Source organism: Wenzhouxiangella sp. YN9 (genome assembly GCF_056324165.1).
Map to the genome: position 1 here is coordinate 39,059 of NZ_JBJNIP010000100.1, position 26,283 is coordinate 65,341.

The 26,283-nt window shown below is 63.9% G+C and carries 22 protein-coding genes; 10 read left to right on the forward strand and 12 right to left on the reverse strand.

The window, feature by feature from the left end; all coding sequences use genetic code 11:
- Positions 1-162 precede the first annotated feature (162 nt).
- The 3 genes from lpdA to ACEWQ0_RS08705 all read left to right on the forward strand — a co-directional run bounded on the left by lpdA (position 163) and on the right by ACEWQ0_RS08705 (position 3,123).
- Entirely contained in the window at positions 163-1,590 is a 1,428-nt protein-coding gene (lpdA, locus tag ACEWQ0_RS08695) for a dihydrolipoyl dehydrogenase (protein ID WP_476483296.1), read from the forward strand.
- 66 nt (positions 1,591-1,656) lie between these two features.
- A complete protein-coding gene (locus ACEWQ0_RS08700) occupies positions 1,657-2,667 on the forward strand; it encodes an acrylyl-CoA reductase family protein (RefSeq protein WP_476485112.1) in 1,011 nt (336 codons plus the stop codon).
- A gap of 90 nt (positions 2,668-2,757) precedes the next feature.
- Entirely contained in the window at positions 2,758-3,123 is a 366-nt protein-coding gene (locus tag ACEWQ0_RS08705) for a response regulator (protein ID WP_476483298.1), read from the forward strand.
- A gap of 170 nt (positions 3,124-3,293) precedes the next feature.
- Here ACEWQ0_RS08705 and ACEWQ0_RS08710 read toward each other — a convergent pair whose 3' ends face one another.
- Entirely contained in the window at positions 3,294-3,527 is a 234-nt protein-coding gene (locus ACEWQ0_RS08710; protein ID WP_476483299.1) for a DUF2909 domain-containing protein, read from the reverse strand.
- A gap of 48 nt (positions 3,528-3,575) precedes the next feature.
- Here ACEWQ0_RS08710 and ACEWQ0_RS08715 point away from each other — a divergent pair, with 48 nt between their 5' ends.
- The 4 genes from ACEWQ0_RS08715 to gcvP are packed head-to-tail and all read left to right on the forward strand — an operon-like array spanning position 3,576 to position 8,743.
- Positions 3,576-4,310, forward strand: coding sequence for an SURF1 family protein (locus ACEWQ0_RS08715; RefSeq protein ID WP_476483300.1), 735 nt, complete (start codon positions 3,576-3,578; stop codon positions 4,308-4,310).
- On the forward strand, positions 4,307-4,885 hold the full coding sequence (locus tag ACEWQ0_RS08720; protein WP_476485113.1) for a hypothetical protein: 579 nt from the start codon (positions 4,307-4,309) through the stop codon (positions 4,883-4,885). Before ACEWQ0_RS08715 ends, ACEWQ0_RS08720 begins: the two co-directional genes overlap by 4 nt.
- Positions 4,886-4,928: 43 nt before the next feature.
- On the forward strand, positions 4,929-5,840 hold the full coding sequence (gene cyoE / locus ACEWQ0_RS08725) for a heme o synthase (protein ID WP_476483302.1): 912 nt from the start codon (positions 4,929-4,931) through the stop codon (positions 5,838-5,840).
- Positions 5,840-8,743, forward strand: a complete 2,904-nt coding sequence (gene gcvP / locus ACEWQ0_RS08730) for an aminomethyl-transferring glycine dehydrogenase (RefSeq protein WP_476483303.1) — start codon at positions 5,840-5,842, stop codon at positions 8,741-8,743. Before cyoE ends, gcvP begins: the two co-directional genes overlap by 1 nt.
- 401 nt (positions 8,744-9,144) lie before the next feature.
- Here gcvP and gyrA read toward each other — a convergent pair whose 3' ends face one another.
- Entirely contained in the window at positions 9,145-11,727 is a 2,583-nt protein-coding gene (gene gyrA / locus ACEWQ0_RS08735; protein WP_476483304.1) for a DNA gyrase subunit A, read from the reverse strand.
- Between the two features lie 274 nt (positions 11,728-12,001).
- Here gyrA and ACEWQ0_RS08740 point away from each other — a divergent pair, with 274 nt between their 5' ends.
- Together ACEWQ0_RS08740 and ACEWQ0_RS08745 are read left to right on the forward strand one after the other, a co-directional pair.
- A complete protein-coding gene (locus ACEWQ0_RS08740; protein WP_476485114.1) occupies positions 12,002-12,604 on the forward strand; it encodes a peptidylprolyl isomerase in 603 nt (200 codons plus the stop codon).
- Positions 12,585-13,472 (forward strand): UDP-2,3-diacylglucosamine diphosphatase, encoded by an 888-nt coding sequence (locus ACEWQ0_RS08745; RefSeq protein WP_476483306.1) that lies wholly within the window; start codon positions 12,585-12,587, stop codon positions 13,470-13,472. Before ACEWQ0_RS08740 ends, ACEWQ0_RS08745 begins: the two co-directional genes overlap by 20 nt.
- On the opposite strand, the gene ACEWQ0_RS08750 is transcribed toward ACEWQ0_RS08745, so the two are convergent.
- From ACEWQ0_RS08750 to ACEWQ0_RS08760, 3 genes are all read right to left on the reverse strand, one after another.
- Positions 13,473-15,107: a methyl-accepting chemotaxis protein gene (locus ACEWQ0_RS08750; RefSeq protein ID WP_476483307.1), complete on the reverse strand. Its 1,635-nt coding sequence runs from the start codon at positions 15,105-15,107 to the stop codon at positions 13,473-13,475.
- Positions 15,108-15,236: 129 nt separating this feature from the next.
- On the reverse strand, positions 15,237-16,208 hold the full coding sequence (locus ACEWQ0_RS08755) for an NAD(P)/FAD-dependent oxidoreductase (RefSeq protein ID WP_476485115.1): 972 nt from the start codon (positions 16,206-16,208) through the stop codon (positions 15,237-15,239).
- Complete coding sequence (locus tag ACEWQ0_RS08760) at positions 16,205-16,726, reverse strand: lipocalin family protein (RefSeq protein WP_476483309.1); 522 nt, start codon at positions 16,724-16,726, stop codon at positions 16,205-16,207. Before ACEWQ0_RS08760 ends, ACEWQ0_RS08755 begins: the two co-directional genes overlap by 4 nt.
- A 304-nt stretch (positions 16,727-17,030) precedes the next feature.
- On the opposite strand from ACEWQ0_RS08760, the gene ACEWQ0_RS08765 reads away from it, so the two are divergent.
- Positions 17,031-18,326: a hypothetical protein gene (locus tag ACEWQ0_RS08765; RefSeq protein WP_476485116.1), complete on the forward strand. Its 1,296-nt coding sequence runs from the start codon at positions 17,031-17,033 to the stop codon at positions 18,324-18,326.
- Positions 18,327-18,384: 58 nt separating this feature from the next.
- Here the strand turns inward: ACEWQ0_RS08765 and lysS are convergent, their stop codons facing one another.
- The 7 genes from lysS to ACEWQ0_RS08800 all read right to left on the reverse strand — a co-directional run bounded on the left by lysS (position 18,385) and on the right by ACEWQ0_RS08800 (position 26,047).
- Entirely contained in the window at positions 18,385-19,914 is a 1,530-nt protein-coding gene (gene lysS, locus ACEWQ0_RS08770; RefSeq protein WP_476483311.1) for a lysine--tRNA ligase, read from the reverse strand.
- Positions 19,915-20,107: 193 nt separating this feature from the next.
- Positions 20,108-21,206 (reverse strand): peptide chain release factor 2 gene (gene prfB / locus ACEWQ0_RS08775; RefSeq protein WP_476485117.1). Its coding sequence is split into 2 segments (ribosomal slippage): positions 20,108-21,133 and positions 21,135-21,206, totalling 1,098 coding nucleotides; the frame shifts between segments, so codons are not numbered across the junction.
- Positions 21,207-21,261: 55 nt separating this feature from the next.
- Positions 21,262-22,365: a protein-glutamate methylesterase/protein-glutamine glutaminase gene (locus tag ACEWQ0_RS08780; protein WP_476485118.1), complete on the reverse strand. Its 1,104-nt coding sequence runs from the start codon at positions 22,363-22,365 to the stop codon at positions 21,262-21,264.
- Positions 22,362-22,898 carry a chemotaxis protein CheD gene (locus tag ACEWQ0_RS08785; protein ID WP_476483314.1) on the reverse strand — a complete coding sequence of 179 codons (537 nt, stop codon included), beginning with the start codon at positions 22,896-22,898 and terminating at the stop codon, positions 22,362-22,364. The genes ACEWQ0_RS08780 and ACEWQ0_RS08785 overlap by 4 nt, the downstream gene beginning before the upstream one ends.
- Entirely contained in the window at positions 22,895-23,758 is an 864-nt protein-coding gene (locus tag ACEWQ0_RS08790) for a CheR family methyltransferase (RefSeq protein WP_476485119.1), read from the reverse strand. The genes ACEWQ0_RS08785 and ACEWQ0_RS08790 overlap by 4 nt, the downstream gene beginning before the upstream one ends.
- Positions 23,759-23,801: 43 nt before the next feature.
- A complete protein-coding gene (locus ACEWQ0_RS08795; RefSeq protein WP_476483316.1) occupies positions 23,802-24,362 on the reverse strand; it encodes a chemotaxis protein CheW in 561 nt (186 codons plus the stop codon).
- Positions 24,363-24,382: 20 nt separating this feature from the next.
- Entirely contained in the window at positions 24,383-26,047 is a 1,665-nt protein-coding gene (locus ACEWQ0_RS08800; RefSeq protein WP_476485120.1) for a methyl-accepting chemotaxis protein, read from the reverse strand.
- Positions 26,048-26,283: the final 236 nt, after the last annotated feature.

Consider the following 26,283-nt stretch of genomic DNA (forward strand, 5'->3'; position numbering starts at 1 on the left):
AAACACGAAGCACACGAAGCGCACGAAGGAGACACGAAGTCCGCGAAGTGGAATCTGACTCTTGCGTGCCCTTCGTGCCTTCTTCGCGCCCTTCCCGTTCGAGCTTTTCAGACGCTTGAAGCTCCCAACTGATGGCGCAGAACCTGATCGAGAGGAAACACAATGGCTGACAAGGAATTCGACGTAATCGTGATCGGCGGCGGGCCCGGAGGCTACGTGGCCGCCATTCGGGCCGCGCAGCTGGATCTGAAAGTCTTGCTGGTAGACGATCGCAAGAACGCAGACGACAAGCCGGCCCCTGGCGGCACCTGCCTGAACATCGGCTGCATTCCGTCCAAGGCGCTGCTGGACTCCTCCAAGCACTTCGCCAGCGTCCGTGACGACTACGCCGAGCATGGCATTCAGGTCGATGAAGTCAGCATCGATGTCGAACAGATGCTCAAGCGCAAGGATCAGGTGGTCAAGCAGCTCACCGGAGGCGTCACCCAGCTGCTCAAGGCCAACAAGGTCGAATTCGTCAACGGTCGCGGCAAGCTTCTGGCCGAGCGCGAGGTGGAGCTCAGCCCGCACGACGGCGAGGCCTACACGGTCAAGGGCAAGAACGTCATTCTTGCCGCCGGCTCTGTCGCTTTCTCCATTCCCAACGTCGAGCTCGATGGCGAGACCATCGTTGACAACATCGGCGCGCTGGAATTTCCCGAAGTACCCGAACGCCTGGGCGTCATCGGCGCCGGCGTGATCGGCCTGGAAATGGGCAGCGTCTGGTCACGCCTGGGCAGCGAGGTGATGCTGTTCGAAGCGCTGGACGAATTCCTTCCGGCCATCGACAAGGACAGCTCGCGCGTCGCCGCCCGTGAGTTCAAGAAGCAGGGCCTCGATATTCGCCTGGGCGCCAAGGTGTCCGGCGCCGAGGTTGCCGACGGCAAGGTGACCGTCACCTACGAGGATTCCAAGGGCGAGCACAGCGAAACCTTCGACAAGCTGCTGGTGGCCGTGGGCCGCAAGGGTGCCGGCGAGGGTCTGCTGGCCGATGACTCCGGCGTGAAGATGACCGACCGCGGCCAGGTCGAAGTCGACGAGTACTGCCGCACGGCAGTCGACGGCGTGTGGGCCGTGGGCGACCTGGTGCGCGGCCCGATGCTGGCGCACAAGGCGTCCGAAGAAGGCATCGCGGTGGTCGAAACCATCGCCGGCAGCCAGGGAAACTTCAACCTGGATACGGTGCCCTGGGTGATCTACACCGACCCCGAAATCGCCTGGCTGGGCAAGACCGAAAAGCAGCTGAAGGAAGAAGGCGTCGAGTACCACGTGGGCAACTTTCCGTTTGCCGCCAGCGGGCGTGGGCTGGCCATGGGGCATGCCCCCGGAACCGTGAAGGTCATCGCCGATGCCGAGACCGACCGCCTGCTGGGCGTGCAGATCATTGGCCCCAGCGCCTCGGAGCTGATTGCCGAATGCGTGGTCACAATGGAGTTCGCCGGCGCCGCCGAGGACCTCGCCCGCATCATCCACGCTCACCCGACCCTGTCGGAGGCCGTCCACGAAGCCGCGCTGGCCGTGGACAAGCGCGCCATCCACAAGGTCAACTGAGCGCGGCCGGGTTGACAGTGCAGGCTGAAAGATCAGCGATACGACGTTGCCAGGATTGACGACATCATGACCGAAGCCATTTCCGACACCTTCCGCGCTTTCCGGATCAGCGACGACGAGGACGGCTATCGCGGCGAAATTGTCGAGCAGTCGATCGATGATCAGTCCGAGGGTGACGTCGTCATTCGCGTCGCCTGGTCCAGCGTCAACTACAAGGACGCCCTGGCCGGCACCGGCCAGGGCAAGATCCTGCGCCGCTTTCCGCTCAACGGCGGTATCGACGCCGCCGGGACCGTGGTGCAGTCCGAACACGCAGACTTTGCCGATGGCGACGAAGTTCTGATTACCGGCAGCGGCCTATCGGAAACCCGTGACGGCGGCTACAGCGAGTTCCTGCGGGTGCCGTCGGAGTGGCTGATTCCACTGCCCGATGGCCTGTCCCTGCATGAGGCCATGCTGCTCGGCACCGCCGGCTTTACCGCCGCGCTCGGGCTGTGGCGCATGGAGGCCAATGGTCAGCGGCCGGACATGGGCACCATCGCGATTACCGGCGCCAGCGGCGGCGTCGGCTCGCTGGCTTGCGACATCTACTCCAAAGCCGGCTACGAGGTCACGGCCATCTCCGGCAAGGAAGACGAGTTCGACTGGCTGCACGAGCTCGGTGCATCGCAGTGCATTTCCCGGCGCGAGCTCTACTGGCCGGAATCACCGCTGGCTTCATCCCGGTTTGCCGGCGCTCTGGACAACGTCGGCGGCGACATGCTCTCCGGGCTGACCCGCGTGATCGAACCCTGGGGCAACATCGCCTCCTGCGGCATGGCCGGCGGCATCGGCGTCAATACCACGGTGATGCCCTTCATCATTCGCGGCATCGGCCTGCTGGGGATCAACTCCGCCGGCTGCCCCTACAGTATTCGCAACGAAATCTGGCAGCGGCTGGCCAGCGACTGGAAGCCGCGACATCTGGACCGGATTGCCGCGCCCGCGATCGATCTGAACGGCCTCGAAGACGCCTTCGGGCAGCTGCTCGCCGGTCAGGGGCGCGGGCGCATTACCGTACGCGTCAGGCTGGACTGAAGCTGACCTCACGCGACCCCGGGCGCTGGTTTCGGGTATGATGAAATCCATTCCAGTTTGCGTACTACAACAGTCATACAAGGGATTTCCATGGCCAAGATTCTGATCGTTGACGATTCCGAGACCCATCTCTACTCGCTGAAGAAGATCGTCGAAGGCGGGGGCCACGAAGTGATTACCGCCTCCAGCGGTGAAGAAGGCGTGGAGCAAGCCAAGTCGCACCTGCCCGACGCTATCCTGATGGACATCGTCATGCCCGGCCTCAACGGCTTTCAGGCCACCCGGCGCATCGGCAAGGAAGAGTCGACGGCGAACGTTCCGGTGATCTTCGTCACCACCAAGGATCAGGAAACCGACCGCATCTGGGGCATGCGCCAGGGCGCGGCCGCCTACATCACCAAGCCGGTCGACAAGAAAGAGCTGCTCAAGGCCATCAACAGCGCGCTGGAAGGCTGAACGATCGGCACCCTGACGGCAACGGCGGGCGACGGTTCTCTGCACGACGGTTCTCCGCACACCGAACTGCCGACGATGCCAAACGGCGCGTTTTGTCAGCCAGTGCGGATGTTTGCAAGCGCCGTTGCCGGTCTGATCGAACCGCCCGGCTTCCGACTCCGCGTCAGAGCTCAGCCATTCCCGCCCGAGTAGTGCACCGGGTTGACGCCCTGTGGCTCGATCCAGCCCAGCTGAAAGGCCACCCACAGCGTGAATACCAGCCCGATCGAGATCCCCACGCGCCAGCTCAGGCGCCGCACCGTGCGGTTCCCCTCGCCGGCATCCTTGACCAGAAAGTAGAAGCTTGACGCCAGGGTATAAAGAATGGTGAGAAAGGCAGCGATGATCAGTACTTTGCTGAGCAACAGAAGGCTCCGGCGAAAATGTCGCTGCCATTATAATGGTCTGACGCCATGAGCAGGCTCTCTTCCTTCATCATTCGCTGGCTGCCGCACCTTGCCGCGGTTGTGGTGATCCTCCTGTGTGCCAGGCTGGCCGTGTGGCAGTTCGATCGCGCGCAGGAGAAGCAGGCCATGCTGCAATCCTGGCAACAAGCCGAAGCGGTCACGCTGGATCAGACGACTGCAGAAGCAGCGGCATACGCCCGAGTGCAGGTGCGCGGGGTTTTTGATTCATCGCGCCACATCCTGCTGGACAACCAGATGCGCGGCGGCCAACCCGGCGTGCATGTCTTTACGCCCTTTCAACCCGAGGGCACGGCGCGCTCCTGGCTGGTCAACCGGGGCTGGTATCCGCTGCCCTCCCGCCAGGAAGCGCTGCCGAAAGTCGACACGCCCCGTGGCAGCCTGGCCATCAGCGGTCGACTGGCGAACCCGCCGCGCGTCGGCCTCGAACTCGGAACGGCCCGCGCGCTTGACGCGGACCACTGGCCGAACCTGGTGACCTATCTCGACCTCGACCGCGTCGAGACAGCCCTGGGCACCCGGCTGGCTGACCGTGTGATTCTGCTCGAGCCCACCCACGCGGCGCACCTGACCGGCGATGAGTGGCGTCCGGTCAACTTCGGGCCCGACCGCCATCATGCTTATGCCTGGCAGTGGATCACCATGGCAGTCGCGGTATTGCTCATCTGGGTCACCCTGACGTGGCGCAGTCTTCGCCATCGCAAGCGAACCGGAAAGTCATGAAAAAAGTTACCGTTGCCCTTCTGCTGGCGCTGTTTTTCGCTCCCGTCGCAATCGCGATTCTGCTCAACAGCCAGTGGCTTGACTGGCGCCCGGGCAGCACGCGCAATCACGGCGAGCTGTTGCAGCCGGCCGTCCGGCTGCCGGAATTCGAGCTCCAGACCGCCGCCGGAAATCGCGTCAGCCGCGAGACGCTGGCCGGCCAGTGGCAGCTGCTGCATTATCGCCCTGCCGGCTGCAGCGAAGCCTGCCTGGAAGACCTCTACTGGCTGCGCCAGATCCGTCTCGGCCAGGATCGTCACCAGCCCGAAATCGACCTGATGCTGGTCACCCCCGGCGAGGTGAACAACGACACGCTGAGCGCCATCCATGACCTGGCCGAGGATTTTCGCGTAGTGGCCGGAACGGCCGGAAGAACCCTCGGCACCGCCCTGCCCGACCCCGGTCTGAAGCCAATCAGCTACATTGTCGACCCCAAGGGGCATATAATACTGAGTTACCCGCAGGATGCAGATCTCAACGGCATGCGCCGGGATCTCTCGCGCCTGCTCACCTGGACTCAGACCGGGCCGGAGTGATTCCGGCAACACCGGCGCAGCGATTCACCCCCAACGAGCGCAAATGACGGCAGCCACGGCAACAATACGGCAGCGAACGCGTTTCTTTCTCGGCCTGTGCAAGCTCAGGGTCGTGTCACTGATCGTGTTTACCGCGGTTGTCGGCATGGCGCTGTCGGTGCCGGGCATGATCCCGCTCGACGCGCTGATCTGGGGCACGCTGGGCATCGGCATGGCAGCAGCCTCGGCGGCCGCCATCAACCATCTGCTCGACGAGCGCGCCGATCGCATCATGGCGCGCACGCGCAACCGACCACTGCCCAGCAAACAGCTCAACCGCCGCCAGGCACTCATCTTTGCCCTGATTCTGGCCGCTGTTTCGATGCTGATTCTCGTCTTTCTGGTCAACCCGCTGACCGCGGTACTGACCTTCATCAGCCTGATCGGCTATGCCGTGATCTACACCGCCTGGCTCAAGCGCGCCACATCGCAGAACATCGTCATCGGCGGTGCCGCCGGCGCCGCACCACCGGTGCTGGGCTGGGCCGCGGTCACCGGCGAAATTCATGCCCATGCCCTGATTCTTTTCCTGATTGTTTTTGTCTGGACCCCGCCGCATTTCTGGGCTCTGGCCATCCACCGCCGCGAGGACTACGCCGCCGCCGACGTGCCCATGATGCCGGTCACGCACGGCGTCAGATTCACCCGCTGGCAGATTCTGTTCTACACCATCATCCTCGTGCTGATCACACTGCTGCCCTGGCTGACGGGCATGAGCGGGCTGGCCTATCTGGTCGGCACCATGATCCTCAACGTCGGCTTTCTCGGCTACGCCATCGCCATCATGCGCTCCAGCAACGAACAGCTGGCCATGCACATGTTCAATTATTCAGTGGTCTACCTCATGGCTCTGTTCGCGTTTCTCCTGATCGACCACTACGTGTTCACGACCTCTACGCAAGGACTGCTTCTGTAATGACCGACAATCGGAATACTTCTACGCCTCTCCACCATCTGGAATCGCATGACGATTTCATTTCGCGGCACATCGGCCCTTCCGCCGATGAGGTCCGCGAAATGCTCGATGTCGTCGGCTGCGATTCGCTGGAGGCGCTGGCCCTGGAGACCATGCCTGGCAGCATTCGCGCCGACCGGCCGCTGGACCTCCCCGCCGGCGAAAACGAAGAACGTGTTCTTGAAACCATCCGCCAGTTGGCTTCACGCAACAGCGTTGCCCACTCGATGATCGGGCTGGGTTATCACCCCACGCTGACGCCCCCGGTAATTTTGCGCAACGTGCTCGAGAACCCGGGGTGGTATACCGCGTACACGCCCTATCAGGCCGAAATCTCGCAAGGCCGCCTGGAAGGCATGCTCAACTTCCAGCAGATGGTCATGGATCTGACCGGCATGGAAATGGCCAACGCCTCGCTGCTCGATGAAGGCACGGCTGCGGCCGAAGCCATGGCCATGCTCAAGCGCGTCAACCGCAAGAACAAGAGCGACGTCTTTCTGGTGGATGCCAACTGCCTGCCCCAGACCATCGAGGTGGTCAGCAACCGTGGTCGTCATCTGGGTATCGACGTACAGGTGCACGAGAATCTGCACTCGGCCCTGCCCGACATCGACTGTTTCGGCGTTCTCGTTCAGTACCCGGGCAGTAACGGCGCCGTCGAGCCGCTCGACAATGTGGTCTCGCAGGCACACGAGCGCGACGTTCAGGTGGCGGTCGCCGCCGACCTGATGGCGCTGCTGCTGCTCGAGTCTCCCGGCCAGGCCGGTGCCGACGTGGTGGTCGGCAGCGCCCAGCGCTTTGGCGTGCCCATGGGATACGGCGGGCCGCACGCCGGCTTTTTCGCCACCCGCGAAGCCTACCGTCGCAATGTGCCCGGCCGCATCATCGGCGTATCAAAGGACCGCCACGGCAATCCGGCGCTGCGCATGGCCCTGCAAACACGCGAACAGCATATCCGGCGCGAAAAGGCAATGAGCAATATCTGCACCGCCCAGGCGCTGCTGGCAGTGATGGCCGGCTTTTACGCCGTCTGGCACGGCCCGGAAGGCCTGAAGAAGATCGCGCAGCGCATTCACCGCCAGACCGGCATTCTTGCCCGCGGCATCGTCGATGCCGGTTACACGCTCGAAAACGAACACTACTTCGACACCCTGACGGTGCGCGTCGACGAACCGCGGCGCCAGGAGCTGCTGCATCGCGCCCAGCAGGCAGGCATCAACCTGCGCGCCGATCGCGAGGGCGTCATCGGCATCAGCCTCAACGAACAGACCCGACGGCAGCACCTGTCGAGCCTTCTCGGCTTTTTCCGCGGCGAAGACGCCGCAGACATCACCGCGCTCGACGAAGCGCTCGACGCGGACTTCCAGGCCATTCCCGAAAGCCTGCGCCGGCGCACGCCCTATCTCGAGCACGAAGTGTTCAGCCGCTATCGCTCCGAAACCGAGATGCTGCGCTATCTCAAGCGCCTGGAAAACCGCGATTTGAGCCTGACCCACGCGATGATTCCGCTGGGCTCGTGCACCATGAAGCTCAACGCCACCGCCGAGATGATGCCGATTACCTGGCCGGAGTTCTCCGAGCTGCATCCCTTCTGCCCGCCAGAGCAGGCGCGCGGCTATCACCAGCTTATCGACGAGCTCGAAGGCATGCTCTGCGAGATCACCGGTTTCAAGGCATTTTCACTGCAGCCCAATGCCGGCTCGCAGGGTGAATACGCCGGCCTGCTGGCGATCAAGGGCTGGCACGAAGACCAGGGCAACCATGAGCGCGATATCTGCCTGATTCCGTCTTCGGCGCACGGCACCAACCCGGCCAGCGCGCAGATGACGGGGATGGAAATTGTCGTCGTCAAATGCGACCGACAGGGCAATATCGACCTCGACGACCTGGGTGCGAAGATCGACGAGCATCGCGAACGCCTCGCCGCCCTGATGATCACCTACCCGTCCACGCACGGCGTGTTCGAGGAGTCGGTGGTCGACATCTGCGAGCAGATACACGAAGCCGGCGGCCTGGTTTATCTCGACGGCGCCAACCTCAACGCCCTGGTGGGCTGGTCGCGCATTGCCGACTACGCCGACGTCTGCCACCTGAACCTTCACAAGACTTTCTGCATTCCGCACGGTGGCGGCGGACCGGGCATCGGACCGATCGGTGTTCGCGAGCACCTCATCCCCTTTCTGCCCGGCCACGGCAGCGGTCTGCTGGGACCTGAATTCGGCAGCAATCCGCCGGTGGCGGCCGCCCCCTGGGGCAGCGCCGGCATCCTGCCCATTCCCTGGGTCTACATTCGCCTGATGGGCGGTGACGGTCTGCGTCTGGCAACCGAGGCGGCCATTCTCAGCGCCAACTACATCGCCAAACGTCTGGAAGGACACTACGACATCCTCTATACGGGCCGGAACGGACGCATCGCGCACGAGTGCATCATCGACCTGCGCCCCTTCAAGGAGTCGGCCGACATCACCGAGGAAGACGTCGCCAAGCGCATGATGGACTACGGCTTTCACGCGCCGACCATGTCATGGCCCGTACCCGGCACCCTGATGATCGAGCCGACCGAAAGTGAGTCAAAGGCCGAGCTGGACCGCTTCATTCAGGCAATGATCAGCATCCGGCAGGAGATCGACCGCGTAGCGAGCGGCGAGTGGGACCGCGAGGCCAACCCGCTCAAGAATGCACCGCACACCGTCGAGGAACTGGGCGCCGACGAATGGGCGCACGGCTATAGCCGACAGGACGCCGGCTGGCCGGTCCGGGAGCTGCGCATGGGCAAATACTTCACGCCCGTGGGGCGCGTGGACAACGTCTACGGCGACCGCAATCTGGTCTGCTCCTGCCCGCCGATGGAAGACTGGATGTAGGCTGGTCGCCCGGAGCGATTCGAGGCCAGCTCGCGACGACGAATGCCTGGCTCGGGAGGGCTCACTGACGGTCTCGCCACGGCGCAGAACCGAAGTGAATATACCCGAGCCGGGCAAACAGCGGCTCCGGGCATGGCCGCCTGAAACCCGACTCAGAGCGTTTGCCCTGGCTCGGGAAGGTTCACTGAAGACCTCGCCACCGCGTCGAACTGAAGTGAGTGCCCCGAGCCGGGGGAGGAAACTGCGACTCCGGGATGGCATCCCGAAACCCGACTCAGAGCGTTTGCCCTGGCTCGGGAAGGTTCACTGAAGGCCTCGCCACCGCGTCGAACTGAAGTGAACCTTCCCGAGCCAGGGCAAGAGCGGTTCAGCCCAACGCCACCCCGCTGTTGCCGACTGAATCAGTCGTCTTCGTCCTGAGCCGCTTCGCCCGCTTCATCTTCCTCTTCGGACGCGGCGACCCGCGCCATGCCGATCAGCTGCTCTTCGTCGTCCAGCCGAATCAGGGTCACGCCCTGGGTGTTGCGGCTCATGCTCGAGATTTCCGCAGCTGAAATCCGCACCAGGGTGCCGGCATTGGAAGTCAGCATGACATCATCATCGTCGGACACCGCCAGCGCGGCAACCAGCGACCCGTTGCGATCCTCGGTCTGAATGCCGATCACCCCCTGGCCGCCGCGCCTGTGCACCGGGAACTCTTCCAGCGGTGTGCGCTTGCCGTAGCCGTTGGCGGTGGCCAGCAGCACGTCGTCGCGCTCCTCATCGGCAACCAGCATCGAGACGACCTCCTCTTCCTGAGCATTCTGCAGACGAATGCCGATCACGCCGCGGGTCTGCCGGCCCATCGGGCGGGCGTCGGTTTCATCAAAGCGTACCGCCTTGCCGGAGGAGGAGAAAAGAAGGATGTCGCGGTCGCCGTCGGTCAGCGCCACATCCACCAGCTCATCGCCCTCTTCCAGCAGCACCGCCCAGATGCCGTTGGAGCGGATATTGGCGAAATCCGACAGCGGCGTCTTCTTGACGCGGCCGCTGCGAGTTGCAAAGAACACGAACCAGTCGTCAGGAAACTCGCGCGTGGGCAACACCGCATTGATACGCTCGCCGTCTTCGAGCGGCAGCAGATTGACCATCGGCCGGCCGCGGCTGTTGTGACCGGCCTGCGGCAGCTGATAAACCCTGGTCTTGTAGACCTTGCCCGCCGAGGTGAATACCAGCAGCGTGTCATGGGTGTTGGTTACCCAGAATCTCTCGACAAAATCCTCGTCCTTGGTCCGGGCCGCCGACCGGCCGCGCCCGCCGCGCCGCTGGGAGCGATAGCGATCCAGCGGCTGATACTTGGCGTAACCGGCATGCGAGAGCGTCACCACCACATCTTCGGGCGTGATCAGATCTTCCATGGTCAGATCCAGGTGGTCACGCAGAATTTCCGAGCGACGAACATCGTTAAACTGATCGCGAACCGCAATCAACTCATCCTCGATCACCTGCATGAGCGCATCCGGCTCGGAGAGAATCCGCATCAGTTCGCGGATGGTGTCCAGAATCTCCTCGTATTCCTCCGAAAGCTTGTCCTGTTCCAGTCCGGTGAGCTTTTGCAGACGCAAATCCAGAATCGCCTGCGCCTGCTGCGGCGAGAGCTGATAGCCACCCTCGCTCAACCCGTATTCAGGCAACAGGCCCTCCGGTCGCGACAGCTCCGCCCCTGCCCGGCCCAGCAGGGCCTCGACCAGACCAGCCTCCCAGCGCTGGCGCTGCAGTGCCTCGCGGGCGTCGGCCGGCGTATTGGAATTCTTGATCAGGGCGATGACTTCATCGAGGTTGGCGATGGCAATCGTCAGGCCCTCGAGAATGTGCGCGCGCTCGCGTGATTTTCTCAGCTCGTAGAGGCTGCGCCGGGTCACCACCTCACGCCGGTGCGCCAGGAAAGCCGACAGCATCTGCTGAATGTCGAGCAGCTTTGGCTGGCCGTCGACCAGGGCCACCATGTTGATGCCGAACACCGTCTGCAGCTGGGTCAGCTGGAACAGATTATTGAGCACCACCTCGGCCACTTCACCGCGCTTGAGCTCGATGACCATGCGCATGCCGTCCTTGTCGGACTCATCACGCAGCCCGGAGATCCCCTCCAATCGCTTTTCCTTGACCAGCTCGGCGATCTTCTCCAGCAGCCGGGCCTTGTTGACCATATACGGCAGCTCGTTGACCACGATACGAACCCTGCCGGTATCGTCATCGGTCTCGATCTCGGTGTTTGCGCGCAAGTGGATGCGCCCGCGACCGGTGCGATAAGCCTCTTCAATGCCGGCCGCGCCGTTGATGATGGCCGCCGTGGGAAAATCCGGCCCCGGCAGGTGTTCCATGATCTCGTCGACGTCGATATCGGGGTTCCTGATCATCGCCAGCAGTGCACTGACCACCTCGCCTAGGTTGTGCGGCGGAATGTTGGTGGCCATGCCCACCGCAATGCCCGAGCTGCCGTTGATCAGCAGATTCGGTACTCGCGTCGGCAGGACGGTCGGCTCGTTTTCCGACTCGTCGTAGTTGGGAATGAAATTGACCGTTTCCTTGCCGATGTCGGCCAGCAGCTGGTGCGCAATTCGCGACATGCGCACTTCCGTGTAGCGCATCGCCGCCGGCGAGTCGCCGTCAATGGAGCCGAAGTTGCCCTGGCCATCGACCAGCATGTAGCGCATGGAAAAGGGCTGGGCCATCCGCACGATGGTGTCGTACACGGCGCTATCGCCGTGCGGGTGATATTTACCGATGACGTCACCGACCACGCGGGCCGATTTCTTGTAGGGCTTGTTGAAGTCGTTACCCAGCTCGTGCATCGCAAAGAGCACGCGCCGATGCACCGGCTTGAGGCCGTCGCGCACATCCGGTAGCGCCCGACCCACGATCACGCTCATGGCGTAATCAAGGTAGGACTGGCGCATTTCATCTTCCAGATTTACCTGGAGCACTTCACGTGCCATTTCCGCCATCTGCGGTTACCCCGTCAATGCTTTAGGTTTGTTTTTCAAATGACTGAAACTACTGACTTTCAGAGCCGCGACAATCGCCCGGCAAGCGGCGGGCAAACTGTGCGCAACAAGCATCAAATCTTACCACAGCGGGGCCTGTCAACGCGCTGGTTCGAGCCGTAACCCGCTGAGTCCATGGAGCGCCTGATCGCCCCCGGCGCTTTCGGCCGCTGACATTTCCATCCTGAACTCGTATCATTGGGCGCTTGTGCAACCCACGGATTGAACCTTCGCCATGCGAACCCTGTTTGCCCTGCTGATTTTTCTTGCGCTGCCGCTGGCAGCGCAGGATGCCGAACAACCCGGCGACGACCCGACCCCGAATACAACGGAGAACCCCAGCGTGATTGTGCACACCAACCTCGGCGACATCACCGTCGAACTGTTTGAAGACAAAGCCCCCCTGTCAACGGCCAACTTTCTGCAGTATGCCCGGGACGGACACTACGATGGCACCATCTTCCATCGCGTGATCGACAACTTCATGGTTCAGGGCGGCGGCTTCGACGCTGATTTCAGGCAGAAGCCCACGCGCGCGTCAATCGAAAACGAAGCCGATAACGGGCTGCAGAACACCCGCGGCACGCTGGCGATGGCGCGCACCAATGATCCGCACTCGGCGACCAGTCAGTTCTTCATCAACGTGGCCGACAACCACTTCCTCGACCACCGCAACAAGAGCTCGGGACAGACCTGGGGTTATGCGGTGTTCGGCCGGGTCACGGACGGCATGGACGTCGTCGACCGGATTCGCGCCCTTGAAACCGGCAGCCATGGCATGCACCAGGACGTGCCGGTTGAAACGGCTGTTATTGAAAGTGTCGAAATCACCGAGTGACAGCGAAACCACCTGGCTGATCGCTGACCTGCACCTGCAGCAGGAACGCCCGGAAACAACGCGGCTGTTCCTGGACTTTCTCGACGGCCCGGCCCGCGCGGCCGGGCAGCTGTTCATCCTTGGCGATCTGTTCGAGGTCTGGATCGGCGATGATGCGCCCGGGAAACTCGGCCGCGAGGTGGCCGCCGGGCTGCTGAAACTGAGCCGGGCCGGCATTCCGATTTATTTCATCTGCGGCAATCGCGACTTCCTGGTCGGCGACCGCTTCTGTCGCCAGGCCGGCATGACGCGCCTGGAAGAGCCCCAGCTGCTCCGCCACCGCGGCAGGGATGTTCTGCTGCTCCACGGTGACACGCTGTGCACCGACGACGTGTCCTACCAGCGCTTTCGCCGCAAGTCCCGCACCCCGGAATGGCAGCAACGCATGCTCTCCAAACCGATCTGGTTGCGGCGGCTGATGGCGCGCCTGGCCCGCTGGGCCAGCCGTCGCCATACCGGCAGCACGGAGGCCGGCATCATGGACGTCAACCACGACGCCGTCGTCGCCGCCTTTCGCAAACACGGCGTGCGCCGCATGATCCACGGCCATACCCACCGCTGCGCCATCCACGATCTGACCCTCGATGACGGCGAACAGGGCGCGGGCGAGCGCCCGGGTGAATCCGCCGTCCCTCAGAGCGGCCATGACAGCGCCACACGCAGCAGCGAGCAGCGCCACTGTCAACGGATCGTGCTCGGAGACTGGCACGCCACCGGCACCGCAGTCTGCCTGGGCGCAGGGCTGCAGATGATGACCATCGCCAGAAATGAACGCGGCGTGGTCGAGCTGTATCCGCGTGAGGCCGCCACCGAGCTCGGCGGGGCTTAATCACAGCGGTGCCAACCGCGCCCCGGACCGGGCTTGCCGGGCCCGGCCGCCAACCACGCCTCCGCCCGCTGTTGGTGCCGCTTGCGCCGACGCGACCACGGCCCGCTCGCGAAGGCGAAAGAAAGAGATCAGCTGCTGCAGCTGCTCGGCCTGGGCACTCATCTGTTCAGAGGTTGCGGCCAGCTGTTCGGAAGAAGACGCCGATTGCCGGGTAACACCATTGAGCTGCGCCATCGCGCCGCCGATCTCGCCGGCGCCCGCGGCCTGCTGCGACGACGCCGCCGAGATTGCCTCGATCAGCTCCGCGGTTTTCTGTATCGAGGGCACCATGGCTTCAAGCTGCTCGCCGGCCCGCCGGGCCAGGTCGACGCTGCCGCGTGCGGTTTCGCCCACCTCCTGCGCCGCCTGGTGACTGCGCTCGGCAAGCTTGCGCACCTCGGCAGCAACCACCGCAAACCCCTTGCCCTGCTCTCCGGCGCGGGCGGCTTCTATGGCGGCATTGAGCGCCAGCAGATTGGTCTGGTGCGCAATCTCGTCAATGACAGAAATCCGGTCGGCGATGGCCTGCATTGCCGCCACCGTCTCGCCGACCGCCTTGCCGCCCTGCAGGGCCTGGTCGGCGGCCCGTGCGGAAATATCGCGCGTGACCCGGGCGCTTTCGTTGTTGTGCGCGATCGATGCCGACATCTGCTCGATCGAGGCGGTGGTCTGCTCCGCGCTTGCGGCCTGCTCGCTCGCACCTTCGTTCATGCTCTGCGCCGTGGCCGATACCTCTTCAGCAGCCGAAGCCAGACTTTCACTTGCCGAGCCGACCTCCGCAACCACCCCCGATAGCTTGTCGACCATCTGCCTGACGTGGGCCAGCAGGCTGGTACTGTCACCGCGGCGCACGTCCACCGTCACGCCGAGATCGCCGGAGGCAACACGTCGGGCCACCTCGACTGCATGGGCCGGCTCACCGCCAAGCTGGCGCATGATGCTGCGGCGCAGAATGACGCCGCTGACCAGCATCAGCAGCACAATCAGGCCAAAGAAGACGATCGATTCATTGCGAATCTTCGTCGCCTGCTCGATGCTGACGTCAAATCGGGCTCCGGCCTGCCGCTCGGCGTCTTCGGTCAACACATCGATGGCCTTCCGGGCCGCGTCAAAGGCCGGCACGAACCGACGCTGGTAGAGGCCGCGCGCCGCGGCAAGGTCACCGCTCCTGAAAGCAGCTGCGAGGCGTTGGGCCGAACTCATGAGCTGTTCGTACTGGCTCGCGAAGAGCGCAAACTGTGCGTGATCGGTGTCGCCGGTGGCTTCCCGGTAAATGCCGCGAAAGCGACCGAAGCGCTCACCCAGCTGAGTGATGTTCTCGTCGACAAAGTCGAGCTGCCGGCGCATGCCCGCCGCCGTCATCGACGATTCGTCCAGCAGTTCGGCAAGCGCCAGCCGGGCCTGGTAGGCATCGCGATCGGCCTGCAGCAGCGTGGTGATGCTCACCAGCCAGTCCGAGTAGACGGTTTCGGTACTGTCACGCACCTGCCCGAGATGCATGATGCTGAGGCCGGCGTTGGCGACATATATCACCACCACCAGGCCGAATGCCAGCGCAATGCGGGTCGATACCGCAAGTTGATCGAATCGGTGCACAGCTGCTCCTGCCGTATCCGTGGGGCCGGGGCGGTCCACGGATGAACCGCGCCGGAAGTGTGGCCGCAAGGTCTGTCGCGGCCCGGCTTCTTTAGCGGCTCCAATCAAGGCGGCTTGAGGCGGACGGCTTCAGTACTTGCCCAGATGACGCGCCGCGGCCACGCCGCTGATCCACGCGCCTTCGACACGCTCGCCGGCGCACCAGTCACCGGCCACCACCAGGCTGGTAGCGTCGTCGCGCAGGATCGTGCCACCCGGCGCCTGGCGAGCGCGCGCATGGCGCCAGAGATGTGCGCTGCAAAGCCGCGGCTGACGACCAAGCGCCGGCACCAGCTGTGCCGCCGCCGAATGCAGCGCCGCAGCCACGCCCGAGGCCGTCTGTCCCTGATGGGCAAGCGACCAGTCCGGCGCAGCGTGGGCAATCCAGGCCTCCCCGCGACCACCATCGATGGCCGCCGGCCGCCGGGCCAGCCAGGTCAGCGGTCCGCGATTGACAAAGGCGGCGTCGAAATCACAGTCAACCGGTTGCTCGAAGCCCAGCATCAGGGCCCAGCACGGCAGCATGTCAACGCTACGCAGCGTTGCACTCAGGGGGTGCTCCGCTCCGAGCAGGTCGGCACACTGCGGCGCCGGGGCCGTCAATAACAGCGATTGGGCCCGCAGGGTCTCGCCCTGGCTCGAGCGCACTTCCCAGCCATCACGGTCAAAAGTCAGCGTCTGCGCACGCCACTGCCAGCGACAATCCAGCCCTCGGGCAAGCTGGTGAGGCACGGCATTCATGCCGCCAACGCCCACCCAGCGCCGGCGTGGCGTTTCGGACGCGCCGGCAGGCTGTTGTCCAAAAACGGTCAGCCGCGGCTGCCATGCCTCAAGCAGGCCCGAATGCGCCCAGGCCTGCACCTGGCGTTCGAAGGCTTCGCTGCGCACGGTCAGGTACTGGGCGCCGTGATCGAAGACAAAACCCTGCTCGCGACGGGTGGCGCAGCGCCCGCCGGCTCCCCGGGATTTCTCCACCACCACCACGGAACGCCCGCGGGCCGCCAGGCGCGCCGCTGCCACCAGGCCGCTCCAGCCGGCGCCGACGACGAGCACTTCGATCATTGCAAGGGCTCACCGTGGCGGGTTCGCTCCAGCTGGTCGATATCGAAACCCTGCCGGCTCGCCTGCTCCACCAGGTGCTCGAACACCGCTGCGGACAATTCTGGTTCCCGCGCGAGGATCCACAGATAGGCACGATTGTCGCTGCCTACCAGGGCATGGCGATAGTCTTCGTCGAGCGCGATGACGCGATACTCACCCCAGACGAAAGGAAGCCAGGCAAGCCAGCGCGGCGCAAACCGCACCTCGAGCGCCGCTTGGCGCCCGTCCGAGCGGTCAGGGCGTGCTCTGCCCTGGGCCTCGATCCACTGCCCGTCTTCGCTGCGGCAGCGATTGGTCACCGCCACCTCGCCACCCGACGTCAGCTGATAGTGCGCGCTGACATCGCGGACACAGCGGGACTGGAACCGATTGGGCAGGCGCGCAATTTCATACCACAGGCCCTGGTAGCGCTCGAGGTCGAGTGACTCGACCAGCTCGAGGCGCTCTTCGGCGCGGCCGGTGATGCTCATCAGGATCATTGTCAGGCAGATCGTACAGCGCATGCCTGAATTGTACCGCCTTGATGTCATTGGTCCATCGACCCGCGCTTTCCCTTGCGCCCACTTGCTGGTAGGCTTGCGGCAAACCCGATTCGCAAACTCAAAGGGGGTGATAGTGGAGTGACACTCTATGAAGCACCCAACAGGTCTGTCGTGCCGGTTTCATCCGCAACATGAAGTTCGCTGGTACTGCAGCGCCTGCCAACTGCCGCTGTGCAGCGACTGCAGACCCTACGCGGATCAACTGCCCCATGATGTTCACTGCCCGCTGTGCGAGCGGATCATGCAGGGGCGCCTTCAGCAAGACGAGCAGCCCTCCTTTGTTGTTGCGCTGAGCCAGGCGCTGGCGCTGCCGTCGCTGCTGCTGGCAATGGGTGCTGCCGCCGTCGCTGCGCTGAGCTCCGGCACACTTGTCGGGCTGCTGTTGAGCCTGCCTGCGGCAGCAGCGGTATTCCACGGCATGCTCGTCCTGGCCCGGCGGGCCGGTGAGGGTCGGCTCGAACGCCCGAGCCTGGCGGACGTTTTCCACCTCGAAGCGATTGAATCCGGAAGCCGGCTGCTGCCGGCGGGGCTGCCCTGCGCACTGCTGTTGTGCCTGGCAGTTCTCACGCCCTACCCGCCACTGGTCGTGTTCGCCTGGCTGGGCATGGCGGCGTTTCTGCCGGCCGCGGTGCTGGCTGCAGTGGTCAGCGACACGCCGGCCGCAGCGCTCAAGCCGGCGCGGCTGTGGCCCATGCTCGAACGCGTGGCCGCACCCTGTGCTTTGTTGGCGCTGGCCAGCGCCGGGGCAGCGCTCGTTCTGGTTGTGCTGGCCGGACTGCTCGACGGCAGTGGCGCCAGAGTGCTGGACGGCTTGGCGGCCTTTGCAGGCGCGCTGCTGGCCCTGGCGCTGGGCAGCCGGACGGGCATGCTCGCCCGCACGCACCGCCGGGTGCTCGATTATGCTGCTGGCGTTGCCCCCATCGACCGGCCGCGCCGACCCGAACCCGAGACCCATGAGCCGGCGCTGATGATCGCCGATGCGCGCATTCTGCTTCTGGAAAAGCGCACCCGGGATGCACGACAGGCGCTGGGAGCGGCGCTGACCCGCTATCCCGACGAACCCGAGCTCAACGACATGTTCGATCAGCTCGTGGCCAAAACTGCCGGGCCGGCCGAGTTTCTCAACCACCTCGAGCGCCGCATGCGGCGTCTGGTGCGCACCCGGCAGACAGCGGCGGCAACCGACCTGTGGCAGCGCAACCACCACCGCCTCAACCAGTGGATGCCGCGGGCCAGCGAAACACGCTATCGCCTGGCGCTGGAACTGGACGAACGCGGCGAGCACCAGACGGCCTTCCGGCTGCTGATCAGCCTGCCGCCCGACGATCAGAAGTTCCGCCACATCGTCGATGCCTGGATGCAGGCCGCAAGGATTCTGGAAGACAGCCTCGACCAGCCCGGCCGGGCGCAGGAGCTGCGGCGAATCGTCCAGCAGCGCTTCCCTGAAGGCGCTCGTCAGTGGCGCCAGCGCTGGCAGCAGCCCAACCGGGCCAAGGCCACCAGTACAGCGCCGGCGGCAACCGCCGCGCGCGCATGAGCCGGCCAGTGCCAGCTGACGGTCATTCCACTGCCGCGTTCGGCCCGTCAGGGCCGGCTCAGGCTTCCGGCCGCAGGTAGGGAAACAGCAGCACGTCACGGATCGAGGGCGAGTCGGTCAGCAGCATCACCAGGCGGTCGATGCCGATGCCCTCGCCGGCCGCCGGCGGCATGCCGTATTCCAGCGCCCGGATGTAGTCGTGATCAAAGTGCATCGCCTCGGCATCGCCGGCGTCACGCGCGGCAACCTGGGCGTGAAAGCGCTCGGCCTGGTCTTCGGGATCATTGAGTTCCGAAAACCCGTTGGCAATCTCGCGCCCGGCAATGACCAGCTCGAAGCGATCGGCAAAATCGGGGTCGGCGTCGTTGCGCCGCGACAGCGGCGACACCTCGATCGGGTACTGGGTCACGAAGGTCGGCTGAATCAGCGTGTGCTCGACACGGTGCTCGAACAGCTCCATCAGCAGGCGCCCCCAGCCCCAGCCGTCTTCGACGTGCAGGCCGTGTTTACGGCACACGGCGCGCAGTGCGCCGGCGTTCTTGACATCGGCCGCCGAAATCTCGTCATAGTGTTCGATCACGGCATCGGCGACCGTGATGCGCTCGAAGTCTCCGCTGAAGTCGATCTTTTGGCCCTGGTATTCAATCTGGCCGTCGACCGCACCCGGCAGCGCCGCCACAAGCTCGTTGAACAACTCCTGAGTCAGCCGGATCATGTCGTTGTAATCGGCGTGCGCCCAGTAGAACTCGAGCATGGTGAACTCGGGATTGTGCCGGGTTGAAACGCCTTCGTTACGGAAGTTGCGGTTGATTTCGTAGACCTTTTCCAGCCCGCCCACGAGCAGACGCTTGAGGTGCAGCTCCGGGGCGACGCGCAGGTACAGGTCGATATCGAGCGCGTTGTGGTGAGTGACGAACGGCCGCGCGGTGGCACCGCCGGGGATGTGATGCATCATCGGCGTTTCGACCTCGAGGAAACCGTGGTCGTCAAAAAAATGGCGAATGGCGCGAATGATCAGGGTTCGGCGCACGAAAGTCTCGCGCACCTCGGGATTGACGATGAGGTCGACATAACGCTGGCGGTAGCGCATTTCCTGATCGGTCAGGCCGTGCCACTTCTCCGGCAGCGGCCTGAGTGATTTGGTCAGCAGCCGGAGCTGATCGGCGTGAATGGAAAGCTCGCCGGTTTTCGTGCGCATCATGCGCCCGCTCACACCAACGATATCGCCAATATCCCACTGCTTGAACGCCTGATACACGCCTTCGGGCAGATCGTCACGGCGCAGGTACAGCTGAATGCGCGCACCCGAGGCATCCTGGATATGGGTAAAGCTGGCCTTGCCCATGATCCGACGCGAGACGATGCGCCCGGCCAGGCTGAAGCGCTCGTCGTTTTTTTCGAGCGCGGCCTGATCCCACTGCGCCTCGTCGGCAAAGCGCTCAAGCAGCGAGGCCGCGTCGGCATTGGCGCGAAAATCATTGGGATATGCCTCGCCAGTTTCGCGCAACGCATGGAGCTTCTCGCGTCGCTCGGCAATCAGCCGGTTCTCGTCCATTTCCGGCGTGCTTTCTTGTTCCTTGTCAATCATCTGTACTCGCTCAAAAATAAACTGTCCACAGATGAACACAGATACACTCAGATTGGAAGGACATCCATTCCTTGGATCCCGCTACACCGAGTCAAGCTTTCAGGGGCTCGATTGCGACCAATCAACCGTGCTCTTCCTTTCTTCCCTTTCGCTATTGCATTTCTTTATCTGTGTTGATCTGCGGCACAGGATTTCATTCCAGCCCCGCCTGCAGTGACGCGGCAGCGAATTCATCGAGGTCGCCGTCGAGCACTTTCTGGGTGTCGGAGCGCTCGATGCTGGTGCGCAGGTCCTTGATGCGGGACTGATCCAGCACGTAGTTGCGGATCTGGCTGCCCCAGCCGATGTCGGACTTTTCTTCTTCCGTTGCCTGTGCCTGATCGCGCTGTTTCTGCAGCTCCATTTCGTAGATCTTGGCGCGCAGCTGCTTCATGGCCTGGTCGCGGTTCTTGTGCTGCGAACGATCGTTCTGACACTGGACGACAATCCCGCTGGGCTCGTGGGTAATGCGCACCGCCGACTCGGTCCGGTTGACGTGCTGGCCGCCGGCACCGGAGGCGCGGTAGACATCCACCCGCAGATCCGACGGATCGATATCGACTTCGATGGAGTCGTCGATCTCGGGCGAGACGAACACACTGGCAAACGAGGTATGGCGCCGATGACCCGAGTCGAAGGGCGATTTGCGTACCAGCCGGTGCACGCCGGTTTCGGTCCGGCACCAGCCAAAAGCATAGTCGCCTTCCACGCGCACGGTCGCGCTCTTGATGCCCGCCACATCGCCGCCGGAGACCTCGATCAGCTCGGTTTTCCAGCCGCGGTGCTCGGCCCACTTGAGATACATGCGCAGCAGTATTCCCGCCCAATCCTGCGCCTCGGTGCCCCCGGAGCCGGCCTGAATATCGATAAAGCAGGGTCGGTCATCCATTTCGCCGGAGAACATGCGGCGAAACTCCAGCTCGGCGACCTGCCTTTCAATGCTCTGCAGATCTTCGGCCACGCTCTCGAGCGTGTCCTGATCATTCTCTTCGAGCGCCAACTCCAGCAGCTCTGCGGCGTCGCTGATCCCTTCGATGACGCTGCGCTGCGCGCTCACCGAGCGGTCAAGATCCGAGAACTCCTTGTTCAGCTTCTGGGCATGGTCGGGATCATCCCATACGGAAGGCTGCTCGAGCTCGCGGGTAACCTCTTCCAGCTTTTCTCTCTGGCCATCGTAGTCAAAGATACCCCCTCAGCGCCTCGATACGGCACTCCAGGTCGTCCAGCAGGGTCTTGATTGCGGTCAGTTCCATCGACTCCGATACTCCAAATGCAAATCGAAGCGGCCATTCTAACGGCCCGGCGGCTTCAGGAGTGAGCCACGGCCACTTTGCGCATGATTTCGGCCGCCATCTGATCGAGCGCAAGCACGCGCGAGGCCGCGCCCATTTCAATGGCCGCGCGCGGCATGCCGAAGACGATACAACTTTCCTCGTCCTGAGCCACCGTGTGCGCACCGACCTTTGCCATCGCCAGCAGGCCGCGGGCGCCATCGTCGCCCATGCCGGTGAGAATGAAGCCGGCGGCATTGCGCCCGGCGTAGCGGGCCACCGAGTTGAACAGCACGTCCACCGACGGGCGATGACGGTTGACCGGCTCGCTGTCATTGAGTCGAACATGATAGTGCGCGCCGCGCCGGACGAGCTCCATGTGTCGTCCTCCCGGCGCAATCAGTGCGCGGCCGGCGACCACGCGGTCATCGTGTCGCGCCTCGCTAACCTCGATGCGGCAGATCGAATCGAGCCGCTGGGCGAACATCGCGGTGAACTTCTCGGGCATGTGCTGCACGATCACGATTCCCGGCGTGACGGCCGGCAATGCGGTCAGCACGCGCTCCAGCGCCTGGGTGCCACCGGTGGAGGTGCCGATCGCCACCACCTGTTGGGTGGTCTGGCTGAGCGCTGCCGGTCGGCCCGGGTCGGACAGCGCGGACGACGAGTCCGTCTTCTCCGGCAGGCCTCGCCCGAGGTTCTTCAGGCGCGCCTGGGCCGCGGCCTTGACTGCGGCGACGACATCGTTGGCGCCGCCGTCGAAGAACTCACTCAAACCACTGGCGGGCTTGGCAATGATGCTGACCGCACCGGCACTGAGCGCCTGCATCGTGGTTTCCGCCCCCTGTACCGTCAAGGTTGAGCAGATCACCACCGGCGTGGGCCTGGCCTTCATGAGCTTGCGCAGAAATGTCAGCCCGTCCATGCGTGGCATCTCGATATCGAGCACGATCACGTCCGGCCATTCCTTTTGCATCTTGCGCAACGCGAAAATCGGGTCGTGCGCCGTGGCAATCACTTCGATGCCGTCATCAGCCGATAGCACATCGCTCACGAGCCTGCGCACCAGCGCGGAGTCGTCCACCACCATGGCCTTGATGGGGCCGCCGGCAGCCGGCCGGTCACCGTTGTGGAGAGTCATTTTCGGTTGTCCCCCAAAGTGAGTGATGCGGCCCTGCGGCCGCCGTACTGTACCCAGACAAAACCGCTGGACAGATCGAAATGAACCTTGCGATAGCGCGAGCCGCCAACATCGGCCGCCTTGATGGCAAAACCACTGTGCTCAAGCAGCCGTCGCCCTTCGGCGGCATTGACCCGGGCGACGTTGATCGAGCCCAGCCGCTCCTGAATGCCATCGAACATGTTGCCGCCACCAAACAGCTTGGCTTCGAATTCCCCGGGGCGGCAGCCGTTGGCTTTCGCCTGGCTGAGAAAATAGCTCACCGCATCGGTCGCGTAATAGCCCGCGGGATGGCGGCGGGCGCGCTCGTATTGACTGCGTTCGGTCAGCAGGTAGTGGCACATGCCGCCGATCCGGCGACGCGGATGCCAGAGCGTGATGGCAATGCACGATCCCAGCAGCGTGCGAATGATGGCCGGCTCGCGCGTGAAGTGCAGCTCGCCGGGCTTGAGCGTGACCTGCTCGGCAGCATCCTCCTGCAGCGGCGGCCTCATGGCGGACCCGCGCGACGATAGACCGAGGGCATGACCGTCTCGAGCCCCGACACCAGGCCGCTGAGGCTTTCGGCGTGGCCGACCATCAGCCAGCCGCCCGGACGCAGCTGGCGCACGACGTTGCGCGCCACCTGCCGTTTGACCTCCGGATGGAAATAGATCAACACGTTGCGCAGCATGATCAGGTCGAACGTTCCCGGCGCAGACTGGTCATCGAGCAGATTGCCGACCGCAAACCGGGTCCGGCGGCGGATTTCGGAATCGATCAGGAAATTACCGGCCTGTGAGCCCACGCCCTTGAGGCAGCAGGCCTTGAGATAACGCCCGGGTATGCGCTCAGCGCGCGCCATCGGGTAAATGCCACGCCGCGCCGACTCGATGACGCGCGTGCTGATATCGGTACCGTGGATTTCCCACTCGCAGCTGCCGTGAACAGCCAGCAGCATGCCCAGGGTATAGGCCTCTTCGCCGCTGGAACACGCCGCACTCCACAAACGCACCCGCTGGCCGCGCCAGGAAGGAATGATCCGATCCCGGATGAGATCGAAATGCCGGGGTTCACGAAAGAAATAGGTTTCGTTGGTGGTCAGCAGGTCAATGGCCAGCTGGCGCTCGGCGCGCGCCGCCGGGTCGGCCGAAGGGCGGCTGAGCCAGTCGAAATACTCGCTGAAACTCCGGTGACCGAGCTCGCGCAGCCGCCGGCTCAGGCGTCCGACCACCAGCGCTTGCTTGCCCGGCGAAAGATGAATGCCGGCCGCCTCGCGCATCAGCTTGCGAAACAGATCGAACTCCGCTTCGCTGATGGGCGGCGCGCCGAACCCCGCGGGGACGGCCAGCCCTGTCGACCCTTGCGCTCTCACTGTCCCATCCGCATGTCTGTCGGTTGACAACCATTGATGTCCATCAGCGCCCGGGCACAGCATCACCGGCGCGCATTTCCTCACCGATCTCCCGTGCCCTGCTGACCTGACTGAGCTCATCCATCGACAGCACGCGATCTTCGGCCAGCAGAATCACGAACTCGTCATTGACCTTGCCCATGCCGCGCACGAAATCGGCGCCGATCCGCTTGCCGAATTCCGGCGCCGGCCGCACGCTCTGCGGCGAGATATCAACCACCTCGGAGACGCTGTCGACCAGCACACCAATGTCCTGGCACAAGGTGTCGGAGCGGATCTCGATCACGACAACGCAGCTCAGCCGCGTGACCCCGGTCGCCGGCAAACCGAATCGGCAGGCCAGGTTGACGACCGGAACGACTTCGCCGCGCAGCCCGATCACGCCCTCGATGAAATCAGGCATCATCGGAACGCGCGTTGGCCGTTTGTACTCCAGAATCTCGCGCACGTTGAGAATGCCGAAGGCATACATCTCATCGCCCAGGCGAAACGTCAGGTACTGATTCTGCTCCTGAGCCCCCTGACCGCCCTGTCCGGTTGCAACCAGTGCGGAACTTGCAGACATATCGCTCACCACAGGTCGGTTCAAAAGCGTACGAACTCGGCTTCGTCATCCGGGGCTGCCGCCATCGCGACGGCCGGGTCGAAAGCCTGCTGATCGCTCGCGCGCGCGGACTCCATCGCCGCAGGCCCGCCCCGGCTCGACGCCGCCGGCGGCAGGTCCTGGTGCTGGAGCTCTGCGGTTCGGGCCCCGTTGACGCTGAAATAGGCCATCAGCTGCTGGAGTTGCTGGGCCTGGCTGCTCATCTCCTCCGACGTCGAAGCCAGCTCCTCGGATGACGACGCCGATTGCTGCGTCGTGGCGTTGAGCTGTTCCATGGCATCGGTGATCTGCGATGCCCCGGCGGCCTGCTCGGAACTCGCCGCCGAGATTTCCTGCACCAGCTCGGCGGTTTTCTGAATCGAGGGCACCATGGCCTCGAGCAGCTGACCTGCCTGCTCGGCCAGACCCACCGAACCCTGCGCGACCTCGCCGATTTCCTGTGCCGCCACCTGACTGCGCTCGGCCAGCTTGCGCACCTCGGCGGCGACCACGGCAAAACCCTTGCCGTGTTCACCGGCGCGCGCCGCCTCGATGGCGGCGTTGAGCGCCAACAGGTTGGTCTGGTAGGCAATCTCGTCGATGATGGAGATCTTCTCGGCGATCTCCTTCATTGCCTCAACGGTTTTACCAACGGCCTCACCGCCTTCGGCTGCCTCGGCCGCGGCCTTGGAAGACATTTCATTGGTGATGCGGGCATTTTCGTTGTTCTGCTCGATCGAAGCCGACATCTGTTCGACCGACGAGGTGGTCTGTTCCACATTCGAGGCCTGTTCGCTCGAGCCCTGGCTCAGGCTCTGAGCGGTGGCGGAAACCTCCTCGGAGGCCGAAGCCAGAGACCCGGAAGCGCCGTTGACCTCGGTGACGATCTGCGACAGCTTGCCGGCCATTCGCTGCATCGCCCGGAGCAGCTGTCCGATCTCATCGTTGCTTTCGGTTTCAATGGAGTGAACCAGATCACCGTCGGCCAGGCGGTCAGCGGTATCGATCGCCGTCTGCAGCTGATGGGTAATTCGCCGAATCAGCCAGAAGGCCTGCAGCAGCGCCAGGATGAAGGCGACGACAATCGCGGCGATGACCAGATTGCGAATCCACCCGTAACGCGCCTGCACGTCCTCGACCACGCTCTCGGCCATGTCGATCTGCAGATCGACCATTGCCTCGAGCTCCTGCAGCGCCGGCTCGAACAGCGGCCTGAGCTGCATCAGGAACATCATCTCTGCGGTCGCCGCGTCATCATCGTCGAGCACCGCCAGAACGTCACCCAGGCCATCGACCAGGGCCTCCCAACTGGCAGCGAAGGCGTCTGCAGTTTGCGTCTCTTCCGCGGTCAGATCCTGCTCCATGAAGCGATCCCAGGCCGCGTCGATCCGCTCCATGTTCTGACGAATGGCGGCCACCTGATCGCGTACGAACCCGGCGTCCGGCGTGAGCAGTGCCTCGGAAATGCGCATGCGATTTTCAACCAGCCGCGTGCGCATCTGGCTGAGTTGCTGGGTCGGAACGGTGTTTTCCCTGTAAACCACTTCGAGCTGGCCGTCAATCCAGCTCATGCTGCCCAGACCGATGGCGGCCCCGAGCAACAGCATCGTCAAAAGCATGCCCACCAGCAGCATCAGCTTGAGTTTGATCGTCAGATTCCTGAACATGGAGCCCTTCCTTGATTCTCGATGGTGTCCTGCCCGAAAGCCCTGTGCGGCCAGACGGCAGTACAGGGCCCTGATCGGGCGCCGCCGGCGGCGGCCTTCCAGTCTTGATAGCGGCCGCCGGCGCCTGAGCTTTAACCGCCGGCGGCCACTGGCAAACCCACCTGCAAGGATCGCGCCAGGCCAGCACGGACAGCGCTGTAGAGGTGATGCACATCACGCTTTCCGGCAGACGCCAT

What these genes read in the sequence shown, in the direction of transcription:
- lpdA (WP_476483296.1), top strand. Translation starts at nt 163, where the DNA reads ATGGCTGACAAGGAATTCGACGTAATCGTGATCGGCGGCGGGCCCGGA.
- ACEWQ0_RS08700 (WP_476485112.1), top strand. Translation starts at nt 1,657, where the DNA reads ATGACCGAAGCCATTTCCGACACCTTCCGCGCTTTCCGGATCAGCGAC.
- ACEWQ0_RS08705 (WP_476483298.1), top strand. Translation starts at nt 2,758, where the DNA reads ATGGCCAAGATTCTGATCGTTGACGATTCCGAGACCCATCTCTACTCG.
- ACEWQ0_RS08715 (WP_476483300.1), top strand. Translation starts at nt 3,576, where the DNA reads ATGAGCAGGCTCTCTTCCTTCATCATTCGCTGGCTGCCGCACCTTGCC.
- ACEWQ0_RS08720 (WP_476485113.1), top strand. Translation starts at nt 4,307, where the DNA reads ATGAAAAAAGTTACCGTTGCCCTTCTGCTGGCGCTGTTTTTCGCTCCC.
- cyoE (WP_476483302.1), top strand. Translation starts at nt 4,929, where the DNA reads ATGACGGCAGCCACGGCAACAATACGGCAGCGAACGCGTTTCTTTCTC.
- gcvP (WP_476483303.1), top strand. Translation starts at nt 5,840, where the DNA reads ATGACCGACAATCGGAATACTTCTACGCCTCTCCACCATCTGGAATCG.
- gyrA (WP_476483304.1), bottom strand. Translation starts at nt 11,727, where the DNA reads ATGGCGGAAATGGCACGTGAAGTGCTCCAGGTAAATCTGGAAGATGAA.
- ACEWQ0_RS08740 (WP_476485114.1), top strand. Translation starts at nt 12,002, where the DNA reads ATGCGAACCCTGTTTGCCCTGCTGATTTTTCTTGCGCTGCCGCTGGCA.
- ACEWQ0_RS08755 (WP_476485115.1), bottom strand. Translation starts at nt 16,208, where the DNA reads ATGATCGAAGTGCTCGTCGTCGGCGCCGGCTGGAGCGGCCTGGTGGCA.
- ACEWQ0_RS08760 (WP_476483309.1), bottom strand. Translation starts at nt 16,726, where the DNA reads ATGATCCTGATGAGCATCACCGGCCGCGCCGAAGAGCGCCTCGAGCTG.
- ACEWQ0_RS08765 (WP_476485116.1), top strand. Translation starts at nt 17,031, where the DNA reads ATGCAGGGGCGCCTTCAGCAAGACGAGCAGCCCTCCTTTGTTGTTGCG.
- lysS (WP_476483311.1), bottom strand. Translation starts at nt 19,914, where the DNA reads ATGATTGACAAGGAACAAGAAAGCACGCCGGAAATGGACGAGAACCGG.
- ACEWQ0_RS08780 (WP_476485118.1), bottom strand. Translation starts at nt 22,365, where the DNA reads ATGACTCTCCACAACGGTGACCGGCCGGCTGCCGGCGGCCCCATCAAG.
- ACEWQ0_RS08785 (WP_476483314.1), bottom strand. Translation starts at nt 22,898, where the DNA reads ATGAGGCCGCCGCTGCAGGAGGATGCTGCCGAGCAGGTCACGCTCAAG.
- ACEWQ0_RS08795 (WP_476483316.1), bottom strand. Translation starts at nt 24,362, where the DNA reads ATGTCTGCAAGTTCCGCACTGGTTGCAACCGGACAGGGCGGTCAGGGG.
- ACEWQ0_RS08800 (WP_476485120.1), bottom strand. Translation starts at nt 26,047, where the DNA reads ATGTTCAGGAATCTGACGATCAAACTCAAGCTGATGCTGCTGGTGGGC.